The organism is Microcella indica (assembly GCF_013414345.1).
GTDB lineage: Bacteria > Actinomycetota > Actinomycetes > Actinomycetales > Microbacteriaceae > Microcella > Microcella indica.
In genome coordinates this window covers 2,219,979-2,234,518 of record NZ_CP058670.1, presented here as the reverse complement: position 1 = coordinate 2,234,518, position 14,540 = coordinate 2,219,979, and the positions used below count along the sequence as shown (strand labels likewise).

Here is a 14,540-nt window from a genome sequence, read left to right as displayed (position 1 = left end):
TTGACGCCATGAGCCCCACCCCCGTGAATCTCGGCGTCGTCGGCGCCACTGGACAGGTCGGCGCCGTCGTGCGCCAGCTTCTCGTCGACCGTGCTTTCCCGATCGCGAGCATCCGCTTCTTCGCGAGCGCCCGCAGCGCCGGCACGACCATCGACTTCGACGGCACCCCGATCACGGTCGAAGACGCCGCGACGGCCGACCCGAGCGGGCTCGACATCGCGATCTTCAGCGCGGGTGCGACGACGAGCAAGGCGCAGGCCCCGCGCTTCGCGGCGGCGGGCGTCACCGTCATCGACAACTCGTCCGGCTGGCGGATGGACCCCGAGGTGCCCCTCGTCGTGAGCGAGGTCAACCCGCACGCCATCGATCAGGCGGTCAAGGGCATCATCGCGAACCCGAACTGCACGACGATGGCCGCGATGCCCGTGCTCAAGGTTCTCGACGCCGAGGCCGGGCTGCAGCGCCTCATCGTGAGTACCTACCAGGCCGTGTCCGGAGCGGGGCTGGCCGGCGGCGAGGAGCTGCTCGAGCAGGCGACCGCCGCGGTGGCCCAGGACGCGATCGAGCTCGTGCACGACGGGCGCGCCGTCGACTTCCCGGCCGGTCAGAAGTTCCCCACGACGATCGCCTTCAACGTCATCCCGCAGGCCGGCAGCTTCGTCGACGACGGTCTGGGTGAGACGGACGAGGAGAAGAAGCTGCGCAACGAGAGCCGCAAGATCCTCGAGCTGCCCGAGCTTCTGGTCAGCGGCATCTGCGTGCGCGTGCCCGTGTTCACCGGCCACTCGCTCGCGATCAACGCCGAGTTCGCCCGTTCGCTGAGCCCTGAGCGCGCCCGGGAGCTGCTCGCGGAGGCGCCCGGTGTTCAGCTCGCCGACGTGCCGACCCCGCTCGACGCGGCGGGAGTCGACCCGAGCCTCGTGGGGCGCATCCGTGCCGATGAGGGCGTGCCGGGCGGTCGCGGCCTCGCGCTGTTCATCAGCAACGACAACCTGCGCAAGGGCGCCGCGCTCAACGCCGTGCAGATCGCCGAACTCGTCGCGGCCCAGAAGTAGGTCGCGTGCCCGCCCCGGTGGCCAGCTACGCCGCGATCGGCGACAGCTTCACCGAGGGCATGGGCGATGAGCGTCCGGATGGCACGCCTCGCGGCTGGGCCGACCTCGTCGCGGCGGCGCTCGCTCATGCCGCGGGCGAGCCGATCGGCTACGCGAACCTCGCGATCCGCGGGCGACTGCTCGCCCCCATCCTCGACGAGCAGCTGCCCGCCGCGATGGCTCTGCGCCCGCAGCTGCTGAGCATCAACGGCGGCGGCAACGACATCCTGCGCCCGCGCGTCTCGATCGCGGCGGTCGCCGACCGACTCGTCGCGGCGGCGCTCGCGGCGCGCGAGGCGGGCATCCGCACGATGGTCGTGAGCGGCGGCAACCCCACGCGTCACCTGCCGCTCGGTGCGGCCTTCGAGCGGCGAGGGGATGCTCTCGCCGAGGCCGTGCGCACGCGCCTGGTGGGTACCGACGTCGTGTTCGTCGACAACTGGTTCGACCCCCGGCTGCCGCAGCTGCACTACTGGTCGATCGATCGCCTGCACTTGAACGCGCGCGGCCACGCGATCGCTGCGAGCAACGTGCTCGCGGCTCTCGAGGTGCCCATCGCGGGTGCGGATGCCGCGCAGGGCGCGCCCGACGCCGGCGACGACCTCGAGCGCCCGCGCACGGCCGAGTACTGGCGCCGCTACGTGCTGCCGTGGATCGGCCGACGACTCACGGGCCGCTCCTCGGGAGACTCCCGCGAGCCGAAGCGCCCGCGCCTCGACGCCGTCGTTGCTGGCGACCTGTGAGGCGGACCGGGGCCCGCGGGGGCACGGCCAACCCTCAGGCGTCCGGCGTCGAATAGTGACTATGCGCCGTCATCCCGCCCTGCTCGCCGCCGCCACCGCGCTCGCTACCGCGGGCCTCGTGGCCTGCGCGTCGCCTGCCCCGACCCCGCAGGCCACGGGCGACGGCCCCGTCGTCGCGTTCTACGGCGACTCGTACACGCTCGGCACGGGCGCGAGCGATCCGAGCGTGCGCTGGTCGACGCGCATCAGCGAGAGCCGCGGCTGGGTCGAGGTGAACCCGAGCGTCAACGGTCTCGGCTTCATCAACAATCGCGAGCTCGTCGGTGACGGCGACCTGCCGAGCATGATCATCGACGCCGACCCCGACATCGTCGTCATCACGATGGGTCTCAACGACAATTTCAGCTACTCGTTCGCCGCTGACGCGATCGAGTCGCAGATCGACGCCGACCTGCGCCGCCTGACCGAAGCGCTGCCGGACGCGCGCTTCATCGTCGTCGAGCCCTTCTGGTACACGAGCGAGCGCCCGCCGTCGGTGCAGATCATCATCGACTGGGTGCGGGATGCGGCCGAGCGCTACGGCGCCGACTATATTCCGGGGGCCTCGACCTGGATCCAGGGTCGGCAGGGCGAGATGGCCGCCGACGGCCTCCACCCCAATGACGACGGCTATGCGGAGATGACGCGGCGCATGGACGCGGCGCTCCTCGAGCTCGGGCTCTAGGGCGTCGGGCGGTCGTCGCCGTCCCGATCGTCCCGCTCCCGGCGCTCGCGACGCCCCGCACGCACTGCCCGGATCGCGAGCTGCCCGGCGACGAGCACGAGCAGCGAGCCGAACAGGATGCCCGAGAGCGCGGGCGGCACGAGGAAGGCGAGGGCGACGCCGCCCTGGGAGGCGAGCACGGCGGCGATGCCGACGATCAGCCCCTGCCGAACATCCACGAGGCCGGCGCGCAGGTTCGGGATCGTGCCCGAGATCGCGGCGGGGATCATCGCCGCGAGCGACGTGCCCTTCGCCGCGAGGTCGCCCATGCCGAAGACCGCGATGAGCAGGGGCACGGCGATGACGCCGCCGCCGATGCCGAACATGCCGGCGGCGACGCCCATGACGATGCCGAGCAGCAGCAGGCCGAGCGAGATGAGCACGCTCAGGTCGATGTCGCTGCCGCGCTCGGGCTCGACGAGGATCAGCCGGGATGCGGCGATGAGCATCCCGACGATGAAGGCCCAGCGCAGCCACGCGAGCGGCAGCGCCCGCAGCAGGTAGGCGCCGAGCGGCGCGCCCGCGAAGGCGCCGGCGCCGACGAGGGCAGCGGCGACGAGGTCGATCTCGCCCGCGATGCCGTACGTCGTCGCTCCCGCGACGGCGGTCGGCACGATCGCGACGAGCGACGTCGCGGCGGCCTGGCGCTGATCCATGCGCGCCCACAGCATGAGCAGCGGCACCATGATGATGCCGCCGCCGACCCCGAACATGCCGGCAAGAACCCCGCCCATTGCTCCGGTCGCAAGAAGGGGCAGAATCACGCCAGCCAGCCTAGCGGCGCGGTGGAGGGCGGCCCGACGGGCGCGAGTAAACTGGCGAGTGTGACTGACCACATCGACGTTGCCCTGATCGGCGGCGGCATCATGAGCGCCACTCTCGGCACCATGCTGCAGCAGCTCGAGCCTGACTGGGACATCCGTATCTACGAGCGCCTCGGCGATGTCGCGCGCGAGAGCTCGAACCCGTGGAACAACGCGGGCACCGGCCACGCCGCACTGTGCGAACTCAACTACACGCCGCAGTTGCCCGACGGCTCGATCGACATCTCGAAGGCCGTCGCCGTCAACGAGCAGTTCCAGGTCTCCCGCCAGTTCTGGTCGTACCTCGTCGCCGAGGGCCGCTTGCCCGACCCGAGCGCGTTTCTCGCGTCGACGCCCCACATGAGCATGGTGTGGGGCCGCGACAACGTCGACTACTTGCGCAAGCGCTTCGAGGCGCTCAAGGACCACCCGCTCTTTGCGGGGCTCGAGTACAGCGAAGACCCCGCGGTCATCCGCCGCTGGGCGCCGCTCACGATCCCCGGCCGGTCGAAGACCCAGCCGATCGCGGCGACGTGGATCGCGGCCGGCACCGACGTGGACTTCGGCGCCTTGACGCGGATGCTCATCGACGGTCTCGTCGACGGCGGCGCGCAGCTCAACCTCGAGCACCGCGTCACGTCGATCTCGCGTGCCGGCGAGCGGGGCTGGCGCCTCGGCCTGCGGCACGAGGTCGGGGGCACCCCCGTCGAGGTGACGGCCAAGTTCGTCTTCGTCGGCGCAGGCGGCCACGCGCTGCCGCTCCTGCAGAAGAGCGGCATCAAGGAGATCCGCGGGTTCGGCGGGTTCCCCGTGAGCGGTCAGTGGTTGCGCACCGACAAACCCGAGATCGTGGCCCAGCACCGCGCGAAGGTCTACGGCAAGGCCTCGGTCGGCGCGCCCCCCATGTCGGTGCCGCACCTCGACACGCGTGTCGTCGACGGTGAGACGAGCCTCCTGTTCGGGCCCTACGCGGGCTTCACCCCGAAGTTCCTCAAGACGGGCTCGTGGTTCGACCTCTTCGGCTCGATCCGCTGGCACAACCTCGTGCCCATGCTGCAGGTCGCGCTGCGCAACCTCGACCTGCTCAAGTACCTCATCGGCGAACTGCTCGCGAGCCGCTCCGACAAGGAGAAGGCGCTGCGCGACTTCTACCCGAACGCGCGCGGCGAGGACTGGTACGAGCTCACGGCCGGCCAGCGCGTGCAGATCATCAAGCAGGATCCCGTCAAGGGCGGCGTGCTGCAGTTCGGCACGGAGGTCGTCGCCTCGGCTGACGGCACGATCGCGGGCCTGCTCGGAGCCTCGCCGGGAGCGTCGACGGCCGCGCCCATCATGCTCGACGTGCTCGAGCGCTGCTTCCCGGATCGCATCGACGAGTGGCGTCCGCAGCTGCAGCGCATGGTGCCGTCCTACGGCACGACCGTCTCCTCCGACCCGGAGCTCGCGAAGCGCCTGCTCACGGAGACCGCCGCGTCGCTCGCGATCGCCCGCTAGTTGCGGGTCGCGCCGTCGGAGGCCGTGACGAGGAACGTGTCGGGCTGCTCGTAGCCGTGCTCTCCGAACGCGTTGTCGACGGCGACCTGCACGCGCGAGAGATCGTCGAGGCGCACGAGCGCGATCGCCGAGCCGCCGAATCCGCCGCCCGTCATGCGGGCACCGAGAGCCCCCGCGCCAACCGCGGTCTCGACCGCGAGGTCGAGCTCCGGTACGGAGATCTCGAAGTCGTCGCGCATGCTGCGGTGCGAAGCATCCAACAGGTCGCCGATGCCCGCCGCGCCCGCATCGCGCAGCACCGCGACCGTGTCGAGCACTCGCTGATTCTCGGTCACGACGTGCCGCACGCGGCGGTAGGTGACGTCGTCGAGCAGCTGCTGCGCGCGCGGCAGGTCGTCGACGGTGACGTCCCGCAGAGAGGATGCGCCCAACGCCGTCGCCCCGCGCTCGCACGCGGACCGGCGCTCGCCGTACCCGCCCGTGGCGTGCGCGTGCTTCACGCCAGTATCGATGACGAGAATCGCGAGCCCCGCCTCGGCGAGCCCGAGCGGCACGAGTTCGCTCAGGAGGCTGCGGCAGTCGAGGAACACCGCGTGATCGGCGGCGCCGAGCAGCGACGCCGACTGGTCCATGATGCCCGTCGGCGCGCCGACGGCAACGTTCTCGGCGCGCTGCCCGACGCGCGCGAGCTGCGCCCGATCACGGCCCAGCCGCCACACGTCGTTGAGGGCCAGGGCGACCGCGCACTCGATCGCCGCCGACGACGAGAGCCCCGCGCCCACCGGCACGTCGGAGTCGATGAAGAGGTCGAGCCCGGGCACAGCCGAGAGGTCGGCGCCCGACTCGCCGAGCGCCCACGCGACACCGAGCGGGTAGGCCGACCAGCCGCCGAGAGCACCCGGCGCCGGTGCCGCGCCATCCGCGCCCGCGAGCAGCTCGTCGAGCGGGATCTCGACTGCCTCGTCGGCGAACGTGCTCGCGACGCGCAGCATGCGGTCCTCCCGCACTCCGAGGGCGACGAGGGTGCGGCGGTCGATCGCGAAGGGCAGCACGAACCCCTCGTTGTAGTCGGTGTGCTCGCCGATGAGGTTGACGCGGCCGGGCGCCGACCACAGACCGTCGGGGGCGCGGCCGAAGACGGCCTCGAAGCCCTCGCGGGCCTCGTCGCGGATGTCAGTCATGCACCTTCTCGATTCCGGAGCGGAGGAACTCGGCCTGAGCCTCGGGCGCGACGTCGCCGATGAAGGCGCCCATCGCCGCCTCAGAGCCGGCCAGGTACTTCAGTTTGTCAGCGGAGCGGCGGGGGCTCGTCACCTGCAGCATGAGCCGCACGGTGTCGCGCCCGACGTGAACGGGCGCCTGGTGCCACGCCGCGATGTACGGGGTCGGGGTCGGGTAGAGCTCGTCGAGGCCGCGCAGCAGCCGACGGTAGAACGGCGCGAGCTCGTCCTTCTCGTCGGTCGTGAGAGCGGCGAAGTCGGGCACGTGCCGGTGAGGGAGCACGTGGATCTCGATGGGCCAGCGCGCCGCGAAGGGCACGAATGCCGTGAAGTGCTCGCCCTGCAGCAGCACGCGCGGCCCGCGCTGCTCTCTCTTGAGCAGTCGCGCGAAGAGGTCGTCGCCCTGGGCGTCGATCGCACGCAGCAGTGCGCTCGTGCGCGGGGTCACGAAGGGGTAGGCGTAGATCTGGCCGTGCGGGTGGGGGAGAGTCACCCCGATCTCCTGCCCGCGGTTCTCGAAGGGGAAGACTTGCTGCACTCCGGGCATCCCGCTCAGAGCCTCGGTGCGCTGCGCCCACGCTTCGATGACCGTGCGGGCGCGACTGACGCTGAGCGACCCGAAGGATCCCTCGTGCTCGGGTGAGAAGCACACGACCTCGCAGCGGCCCACGCTCGTGCGCGAGCGTTCGAGACCGATCTCGGCGAGGTCGGCGAGGTCGCGCGGCGCATCGGCGTCCTCGAGTGCCGGCCCGAAGCTCGGCGAGCGGTTCTCGAACACCGCGACGTCGTAACGCGCCGGCACCTCGCTCGGGTTCGCGGCGGTCTGGGGCGCGAGTGGGTCCTGATCGGCGGGCGGCAGGAACACTCGGTTCTGGCGGTTGCTCGCGATCGAGATCCACTCGCCCGTGAGAGGGTCCTGCCGCATGCTCGCGGTCGCCGGGCGCGGGTCGAGCATGCGCGCGTCGACCGAGCGCTCGGGCCCGAGCGTCGTGTCGGCGTCGTCGACGTAGATGAGTTCGCGGCCGTCGGCGAGAAGAGTGGAGCGGAAGGTGATGGGCACCCGCCGATGCTACGGCGTATGGCTTACGATTGCGCAAGATGGGCGCCTTCGATATCGGAGACTTCCGAAGGCGCCCACCCAGCTCTGACTCCGCCGCTGATGCAAACCCGACGACCGAACGCTGACAAGAGGATGCCCGTGGCCGACTCCGCCCCCGCCCGACGCGAGCGCATCGCCGCCGAGGTGTCGCGCCGCGGCTTCGCCCGCGTGACCGATCTGGCGCGGCGGACGCGTGTGAGCGAGGTGACCGTGCGCACCGACCTCGCGGCGCTCGAGGCCGAGGGCCGCATCACGCGGGTGCACGGCGGCGCCATGCCGCGCGGCCTCGTGACCGCGCGCGAGTCGAGCCTCGAGCAGTCGAGCGCTCGCGCGAGCCGACGCAAGCGGGCAATCGCCGTCGAGGCGGCCTCGCGCATCACCTCGGGGGAGAGCGTGCTGCTCGACGTCGGGTCGACGACGCTCGCCGTGGCGCACGCGCTCGTCGATCGACGTGATCTCGCCGAGCTCGTCGTCATCACGAACGGGCTCGCGATCGCCCTCGCGCTCGAGCCGGCCATCCCTCGCTTCACGGTCGTCGTGACGGGAGGTACCCTGCGCTCCCTGCAGCACTCGCTCGTGAACCCTCTCGCGACGACGCTGCTCGACGATGTGCGGGCCGACACCGCGATCCTCGGCGCGACGGGCGTGCACGCCCAGCACGGCGTCACGAACGTGAATCTGCCCGAGGCGGAGGTCAAGCGGCGCATGGTCGCGGCCTCCGCGCGGCGCATCCTCGTCGCCGACTCCTCGAAGATCGGCCAGGTGCACGTCGGGCGCGTCGCCACCACGGACGAGCTCGACGAGCTCATCACCGACGACGCCCTCGAGCCCGCGCGCCTCGCGGAGTTGCGCGAGGCCGGGTTCGCCGTCACCCCGACGGCGACGTCGTGAGTGGCGATCGGCCGCGCGCTCGTCGCTAGTCTGAACGGGTGACCACCCACGTACCCGCGCCTCCCACCGGCGAGCAGTTCACCCTCCACCTCGATGGCGCCCACGGCCCGGTCGACGCCGCGATCGTGCAGGTCGCGGCGGGGCTGCGGCACCTCACGGTCGACGGCCAGGACCTCGTGCAGGGCTACGGCGCAGACACGGTGCCGCCGTTCGCGACCGGCATCGTGCTCGTCCCTTGGCCGAACCGCGTGCGCGACGGAGTGTGGAGCCTCCACGGCAAGCAGCTGCAGCTCGACATCACCGAGCCGGACAAGAACAACGCCATCCACGGGCTGCTGCGCAATACGCCCTACCGCGTGGTGGAGCGCAGCGCTGAGGCCGTGACGCTCGCCGCGAGCGTCTTGCCGCAGCACGGCTACCCCTTCCACCTCGAGACGACGGTCACCTACCGGCTGACGGATGACGGCATCCGCGTCGAGCACGGCGTCACGAACGTCGGGGCCGAGGCTGCGCCCTACGCCGTCGGCACCCACCCCTTCCTCCGCGTGGGTGCCCACCCCGTCGACGAGCTGACGATCACGGCGCGCACGGTCGAGCACGTGGCCGTGGATGCTCGGCTCAACCCGACCGGCCTCGAACCTGCCGCGGGCGGCCCCTTCGACCTCTCGACGGGCCGGCTCGTGGCCGACCTCGAGCTCGACGACGCCTGGCGCGTGGAGCCTGACACGGACGGTGTCACGCGCACGCGCCTGAGCGCCACCGACGGCGCAGCGACCGTGCTGTGGCAGGAGGGCGAGTGGGAGTGGTTGCAGGTTTTCATAACCCGGACCTACCCCACGAACGCCGGCCCCGTGACGGCGATCGCCGTGGAGCCTATGACGGCTCCCGCCGATGCCCTCGTCTCCGGGCAGGGCCTCCGGTGGCTGGCACCGGGCGAGTCCTGGAGCGGCGCATGGGGTATCGCGCGCTCTGCGTGATGAGCTAGCGACCAACCCGCTGTCACGTGTCGAGTTTGGTAGAGAGTGATTTATCTGGTTTCGGTGAGTTGTAGCTGGAGCTGGGTGTAATGAATCTGGTTCTCAGGCTGTCACCGGCGGGACCGGCGCATGGTGCAAGACCTCCTGGACGCACGCGAGGAACGCGTTAAGCGCGGGCGTCTGCTTGGTCGCCAGGTAGGCGAGCCACAGATTAAAGCGCACGTCTTCATCCAAAACCGGGACCATCCGCACGCCCCGACGGTCGATCGAGGTGTTCATGTCGGATTGCAGCGAGATCACCCCGCCCGCGGCGACGAGGGTCAGGTGCGCCTCGAGCGTGTCGCCATACGCCTGAATGTTCGGTTCGAATCCGTGGGCGCGGCACACCTTGAGCACCGAGTCGTGGAACGAAGTCATCCGCTGGCGCTGCCAGAACACGAAATGCTCGTCCTTCAATTCCTCGAGCCAGACACCCGGCCGGTCGGCAAGCGGGTGCCCCTCCGGCAGGAAGGCCACGAGCTTCTCCTCGGTGAGTGGGATGGTCGCGATGACGCTGTGGTCCAGGAGCCCTCGGACGACGACGGCGTCGAGCTCCCAGGCGACCAGCGATCGCTCCTGCGACCTGCTGTCGCTGCCGTGCACCTCGATGATGCTTGTGGGCATCCTGACGCGGTACCGCTCCAGGATCGGCGCAAGTATCCCGTTCATACCGGCACTGAGGGAACCCAGCCGCAGTCGACCCGCCCTGCCCGCCTTGATGTCGGCGACTGAGTCGTAGGCGCGATTGGCGGCCGCCAGCGCTCCGAGCGCCGGTTCGAGGAACTCCATGCCCGCCTCGGTCAGCGCGACCTCGCGGCTGGTGCGGACGAGCAACTGCACCTCCAGGACGGCCTCGAGCTTCTGCAGCTGCTGACTCAGGGCAGACTGCGTCAGGCCGAGGCGGTGGGCGGCGCGCCCGAAGTGCAGTTCTTCCGCAAGGACTACAAACGAACGAAGATGCTTGAGGTCCATTAGCGAACCTTATCAAAGCATCGGAGCGCTGCCGTTGCAGTTGAAGCGGGCCTGGCGTTCGATTGACGCGTGTCATCTCACTGTCGAAACGTCGTGTTCATCCTCGCCGACGACATGGGCTTCGGTGATTTCGGCGTCTTCAACGGCGGACAATCCAGTACTCCACAGTTGGACGACCTGAGTGGCATCTCGCGGCTCTACTCGCAGCACACCTCGGCGTCGCCCGTATGTGCCCCGGCCAGAGCGGCGCTGCTGACCGGGCGGTACCCGCAGCGCACCGGAGTGATCGACACGCTCGAGGCGCGCGGTACGGATCGACTGGCCCTCGACGAATTCACGATCGCCGACGCCTTCTCCCGGGCCGGAGCGGTGACCGGCCTGGTCGGCAAGTGGCACTGCGGGGCGATCGGTGAGCCGTACCATCCCCTCAAGCGTGGGTTCGACGAATTCATCGGGTTCCGCGGCGGCTGGCAGGACTACTGGGACTGGACGCTCGAGCGTAACCGCACCCCCGTGCAGGCGGATGGGCGATACCTGACCGACGTGCTCGGTGATGAGGCAGTGGGCTTCATCCGTCGTCACAAGCACGAGCGATTCTTTCTTCATGTCAGCTTCAACGCTCCGCACTTTCCCTACCAGGCCCCAGAAGAACTGATTGGCCAACATCGTCGGACAGGAAGAACCGAGCGGGTGGCGGTCATCTACGCGATGATCGCAGTGATGGATCGGGCGATCGGCCGGATCAGGCAGGCGATCTCCGACGCCGGGCTCGACGACGATACGCTCATCGTGGTCACCAGCGACAACGGTCCGGAATTGGGCGGGGACGGCGAGGAGTCCGCCGACCGTTGGAATGTCGGCCTGCGCGGCGCGAAACAGCACGTGTTCGAGGGCGGCATCCGGCTTCCACTCGTCCTCAGCCAGCCTGGGGTTGTCGCGGCCGGGGAGGACGACACGTTCATCCATCTGACCGACTGGTACCCGTCCCTGCTGACACATGCCGGCGTCACGCCAGTGGGGAGCAAGGTGCTCGATGGCCGCGATATCAGCGGCAGCTTCACCGGCGGCACGGTCGACGATGTGCCGCGCTGCTGGCAGTGGAGTCGGTACCACCCGATGCCCACCTCGAATGCGGCGATTCGCGATGGGCGGTGGAAGCTCGTGCATCCCGCTGCGGCGGGCACGCTCGGTCTCACCGACCGGGACGAGTGGATCGACCACGACATCAAGCGGCATCCCGAAAACTACGCCCAACCGATCGACGAAGAGTCACCGGGCTGGCCCGCCGTCGGAACCGAGCCCATGCTCTTCGACCTCGCCGCCGATCCTGAAGAGGCGCACGACCTCGCCGCAGTGCACCCGGACGTGCGAGCCCGCCTCGCGACCGCACTGCACGCATGGTACGAGGACGTCGAGTTGGACCGGGCCCGGCTGGTGTCGACATGAGCACCGGGCGACCGAACGTCGTCGTCGTGCTGGCGGACGATCTCGGCTGGGGTGACCTCGGTTGTTACGGTGCCACGGTCATCCCGACGCCGCACATCGACGATCTCGCGGGGGAGGGCGTACGAATCATGGATGCCCACGCGGCATCCTCCGTCTGCACCCCCAGCCGGTACTCGCTATTGACGGGGCGGTACCCGTGGCGCAGTCCACTGAAGCAGGGTGTGCTGATGGGTCACGCACCGGGGATCATCGAGCCTGATCGTCCGACGCTCGCTTCGGTCTTCAAGGATGCCGGGTACGAGACGGCCGCGATTGGCAAGTGGCACCTGGGACTCGGCTGGAGGCACACCGACGGGACGGTCTGGAGCGCCCAGCGGCCCGGCGACCCGCTCGAGTACCAACTCGGGGACCCCCTCGCCCGGCACGATTCACGCGACCTGGATGCCGGCGAGGACATCGATTACACCAGCCCCTTCGAGGGTGGGCCGCTCGAGCTCGGATTCGACCGCTTCTTCGGGATAGCTGGGTCGCTCAACATGCCCCCCTACACCTTCCTCGAAGGCGAACGTACCGTGGGGACGCCGCGCGAGTGGAAGACCCGATTCCTGCCCGGCCAGCGCCCCGGGCGCGAGTCGCCCGGCTGGGACGAGCACGAGGTCGACCTCACCTTCGTCGACCGCGCGACCTCGTTCATCACAGAGCGGGAGCACGACCGACCTTTCCTGCTCTACTTCGCCCCCTCCGCTCCGCACCGTCCGCAGGTCTCGCCCAAGTTTGTGCGGGGTGCCAGCGGCGGCGGAAGCCGCGGCGATTCGGTGGTTTTCGTTGACTGGATGGTCGGCCAGCTCGTCGGCGCGCTCGAAGAGACTGGCCAACTGGAGGACACGATCGTCGTAATTACCAGCGACAACGGCTCGCCGACGATTTTCGCGGACGAACTCAGTCCTGATCATCGCCCCAACGGGCCCTGGCGTGGGCAGAAGGGCGATGTCTGGGAGGGCGGACACCGTGAGCCGCTGATCGTGCGATGGCCGCAGCGGATCCCTCCCCGTGGCGAGCTGGACGAGTCGCTCGACTTGATCGACCTGTTCCGCACTCTCGCGACTCTGGTCGGGGTGCAGGTTCCCCCGCACGCCGCGCCCGACAGCACCGACCGCTCGGAGGTGCTGCTCGGGGTGGGCAGGCCTGGGCGCGAGCCGGGCATCCGGGTGCTTTCTAGCATGGGTGGTGCGCTCTGCGCGCTGCACGGACCGTGGAAAGCGATCTTCGCGAAAGGGTCAGGTGGCGGCCTGACGACCTACGACGGGGGTGCGGAAGAAGGGTCGGGCCAGTTGTACAACCTCGACGAGGATCCGGGTGAGTCACTCAATCGTTGGAGCACCGAGCCCGGCATAGTTGCGGAAATTCGTGCCCTGCTTGCCGCGATCGTGGGTTCGGATCTTTCTCCGCGCACTTCGGAGACGGACTTGATTAGCAATTCTGATTGCACTATCAGTTCTGAACCATAGAGCGCTGGACGTCTGCAGGCTTAGATCGACTGAAGGAAGCGGCACCGCTCACCTCACACAGCCAGACCGGTCTCGACCGGCGATTCGGTCCGAAGGAGAATCGAATGAGAAAGTCCATGCGTTTCGCTGCGGGAGTCTCTGCAGTAGTCCTCACAATCGGCCTGGCCGGCTGTACAGCTGGCGAGCCCGAGGACGGCGACGCGTCGAGCGTCACCGAACTCAACCTTCCCGCGGTGGAGGCACCCTGGCTCGGGGGATACCAGGCAATGGTCGACCTGTACGAGGAGGAGACGGGAATCACCGTCAACCTCACCGCCTTTCCATTTGATGGCTTGCGGACGCAGGAAGCCAACGCAGCCCAGAGCGGCTCCAACGCTTTTGACCTGCTCCTGATCAACGAGCAGTGGGTCGGACAGTTCTACGACAACGGCTGGGTCCAGCCCGTCGCCGACGTCAAGCCCGACTTCGAGTGGGACGAAGGCCTGATCCAGTTCGACGGCATCGGTCGTTGGGATCCGGATGCCCGCGCTACGACTCCCGACGGCGAGGTCTACTCGCTGCCGATCAATGGCAACATCCACGAGTTCATGTACCGCACTGACCTCTATGACCAGCTCGGCCTCGACGTGCCCGACGACTGGGAGGGCGTCATCGACAACGCCGAGGCTGCCCGTTCCGCCGGTGCGGCGAGCAACGGCTATGTTGTCCGCGGCAAGACCCCTTCGTATGACTTCAGCGCCGTGTTGTACTCCTACGACGGAGCCTGGTTCGCCGACGAGAGCGGCGGCGACTACACCCCCACCATCGACACCGACGAGTTCCGTGAGGCGCTCGAGATGTTCAAGGCGCTCGCCGACGTCGGCCCTGCGGCACCGCAGACCATCGCGCAAGCCGAGGCCATCTCCCTCATGCAGGGCGGCGACACCCTTCAGGCCACGCTGGTGACCGCGAGCTCCGTTCCCCTCGAGGACCCGGCGGCCTCTCTCATTGCCGGCAAGGTGGGATACGCCGCTCTCCCCGGTGGCACGCCGGTGAGTGGTGTGTGGACGATGGGCGTACCGGTCGGGCTTCCGGCCGACCGCGCAGCTGCCGCGATGGACTTCCTTCAGTGGCTCACCTCACAGGAGACCATGCAGGCGTGGGCAGATGCTGGCGGCGTGACTACTCGCACCGATGTTTCGAGCGACCGGCCCGAACTTCAGGTGCTGATCGAGTCCGCGGACGCCATCCGAGGCGGACTGCGCTATCCGTTCACTCCCGCGATGCTGGAGGTGACTGACCCGGCACTCGGTCTGTACCTCTCCGGCGACGTCGACCTTGAGGCGACCATCACCGCAATACAGTCCGGACTCGACCGGGTGGTTGAGGAAGCGGGTTTCTCCCAGTGACTTCGGTGAGAACCGATCGCGGCGGCCGGTCTCGTACCGGCCGCCGTCGGCCGGCACCTCTCTTCAAGTACCTTTCCATCGCGCCGCTCATCGTCATCACGCT

The 14,540-nt window shown here is 69.2% G+C and carries 13 protein-coding genes; 9 read left to right on the top strand and 4 right to left on the bottom strand.

From position 1 onward, the window contains the following. The first annotated feature begins 8 nt into the window (after window positions 1-8). The 3 genes from HUJ41_RS10855 (at window position 9) to HUJ41_RS10845 (ending at window position 2,561) form a co-directional block, all read left to right on the top strand. On the top strand, window positions 9-1,055 hold the full coding sequence (locus tag HUJ41_RS10855) for an aspartate-semialdehyde dehydrogenase (protein WP_179872571.1): 1,047 nt from the start codon (window positions 9-11) through the stop codon (window positions 1,053-1,055). A 5-nt stretch (window positions 1,056-1,060) separates the two neighbouring features. Further along, window positions 1,061-1,837, top strand: coding sequence for an SGNH/GDSL hydrolase family protein (locus HUJ41_RS10850; RefSeq protein ID WP_281363098.1), 777 nt, complete (start codon window positions 1,061-1,063; stop codon window positions 1,835-1,837). Window positions 1,838-1,898: 61 nt separating this feature from the next. Continuing rightward, window positions 1,899-2,561, top strand: coding sequence for an SGNH/GDSL hydrolase family protein (locus tag HUJ41_RS10845; RefSeq protein WP_179872570.1), 663 nt, complete (start codon window positions 1,899-1,901; stop codon window positions 2,559-2,561). On the opposite strand, the gene HUJ41_RS10840 is transcribed toward HUJ41_RS10845, so the two are convergent. Next, window positions 2,558-3,364 (bottom strand): sulfite exporter TauE/SafE family protein, encoded by an 807-nt coding sequence (locus tag HUJ41_RS10840; protein ID WP_179872569.1) that lies wholly within the window; start codon window positions 3,362-3,364, stop codon window positions 2,558-2,560. The genes HUJ41_RS10845 and HUJ41_RS10840 overlap by 4 nt on opposite strands. 51 nt (window positions 3,365-3,415) lie before the next feature. Between HUJ41_RS10840 and HUJ41_RS10835 the strand changes: the two genes are divergently transcribed. Then, window positions 3,416-4,897 carry a malate:quinone oxidoreductase gene (locus HUJ41_RS10835; RefSeq protein WP_431356486.1) on the top strand — a complete coding sequence of 494 codons (1,482 nt, stop codon included), beginning with the start codon at window positions 3,416-3,418 and terminating at the stop codon, window positions 4,895-4,897. Here HUJ41_RS10835 and galK read toward each other — a convergent pair. Both galK and galT read right to left on the bottom strand, forming a co-directional pair. After that, a complete protein-coding gene (gene galK / locus HUJ41_RS10830; protein ID WP_179872567.1) occupies window positions 4,894-6,078 on the bottom strand; it encodes a galactokinase in 1,185 nt (394 codons plus the stop codon). The genes HUJ41_RS10835 and galK overlap by 4 nt on opposite strands. Further along, window positions 6,071-7,177 carry a galactose-1-phosphate uridylyltransferase gene (gene galT, locus HUJ41_RS10825; RefSeq protein WP_431356466.1) on the bottom strand — a complete coding sequence of 369 codons (1,107 nt, stop codon included), beginning with the start codon at window positions 7,175-7,177 and terminating at the stop codon, window positions 6,071-6,073. The genes galK and galT overlap by 8 nt, the downstream gene beginning before the upstream one ends. A gap of 132 nt (window positions 7,178-7,309) precedes the next feature. On the opposite strand from galT, the gene HUJ41_RS10820 reads away from it, so the two are divergent. Beyond that, window positions 7,310-8,107: a DeoR/GlpR family DNA-binding transcription regulator gene (locus HUJ41_RS10820; protein ID WP_179873978.1), complete on the top strand. Its 798-nt coding sequence runs from the start codon at window positions 7,310-7,312 to the stop codon at window positions 8,105-8,107. A gap of 38 nt (window positions 8,108-8,145) precedes the next feature. Further along, window positions 8,146-9,084 (top strand): aldose 1-epimerase family protein, encoded by a 939-nt coding sequence (locus tag HUJ41_RS10815; protein ID WP_179872566.1) that lies wholly within the window; start codon window positions 8,146-8,148, stop codon window positions 9,082-9,084. A gap of 102 nt (window positions 9,085-9,186) precedes the next feature. On the opposite strand, the gene HUJ41_RS10810 is transcribed toward HUJ41_RS10815, so the two are convergent. After that, the gene (locus HUJ41_RS10810) at window positions 9,187-10,095 is read right to left on the bottom strand and encodes a LysR family transcriptional regulator (protein WP_179872565.1); all 909 of its coding nucleotides are present in this window, start codon (window positions 10,093-10,095) and stop codon (window positions 9,187-9,189) included. A gap of 93 nt (window positions 10,096-10,188) precedes the next feature. On the opposite strand from HUJ41_RS10810, the gene HUJ41_RS10805 reads away from it, so the two are divergent. The 3 genes from HUJ41_RS10805 to HUJ41_RS10795 all read left to right on the top strand — a co-directional run bounded on the left by HUJ41_RS10805 (window position 10,189) and on the right by HUJ41_RS10795 (window position 14,437). Then, complete coding sequence (locus HUJ41_RS10805) at window positions 10,189-11,541, top strand: sulfatase-like hydrolase/transferase (protein ID WP_179872564.1); 1,353 nt, start codon at window positions 10,189-10,191, stop codon at window positions 11,539-11,541. Further along, a complete protein-coding gene (locus tag HUJ41_RS10800; RefSeq protein WP_179872563.1) occupies window positions 11,538-13,049 on the top strand; it encodes a sulfatase family protein in 1,512 nt (503 codons plus the stop codon). The genes HUJ41_RS10805 and HUJ41_RS10800 overlap by 4 nt, the downstream gene beginning before the upstream one ends. 104 nt (window positions 13,050-13,153) lie before the next feature. Further along, a complete protein-coding gene (locus tag HUJ41_RS10795; RefSeq protein WP_179872562.1) occupies window positions 13,154-14,437 on the top strand; it encodes an ABC transporter substrate-binding protein in 1,284 nt (427 codons plus the stop codon). Window positions 14,438-14,540 lie beyond the last annotated feature (103 nt).

Excerpts from the sequence above, each read along its gene's own strand:
- HUJ41_RS10855 (WP_179872571.1), top strand. The coding sequence starts at position 9 with ATGAGCCCCACCCCCGTGAATCTCGGCGTCGTCGGCGCCACTGGACAG.
- HUJ41_RS10845 (WP_179872570.1), top strand. The coding sequence starts at position 1,899 with ATGCGCCGTCATCCCGCCCTGCTCGCCGCCGCCACCGCGCTCGCTACC.
- galK (WP_179872567.1), bottom strand. The coding sequence starts at position 6,078 with ATGACTGACATCCGCGACGAGGCCCGCGAGGGCTTCGAGGCCGTCTTC.
- HUJ41_RS10820 (WP_179873978.1), top strand. The coding sequence starts at position 7,310 with ATGCCCGTGGCCGACTCCGCCCCCGCCCGACGCGAGCGCATCGCCGCC.
- HUJ41_RS10810 (WP_179872565.1), bottom strand. The coding sequence starts at position 10,095 with ATGGACCTCAAGCATCTTCGTTCGTTTGTAGTCCTTGCGGAAGAACTG.
- HUJ41_RS10800 (WP_179872563.1), top strand. The coding sequence starts at position 11,538 with ATGAGCACCGGGCGACCGAACGTCGTCGTCGTGCTGGCGGACGATCTC.
- HUJ41_RS10795 (WP_179872562.1), top strand. The coding sequence starts at position 13,154 with ATGAGAAAGTCCATGCGTTTCGCTGCGGGAGTCTCTGCAGTAGTCCTC.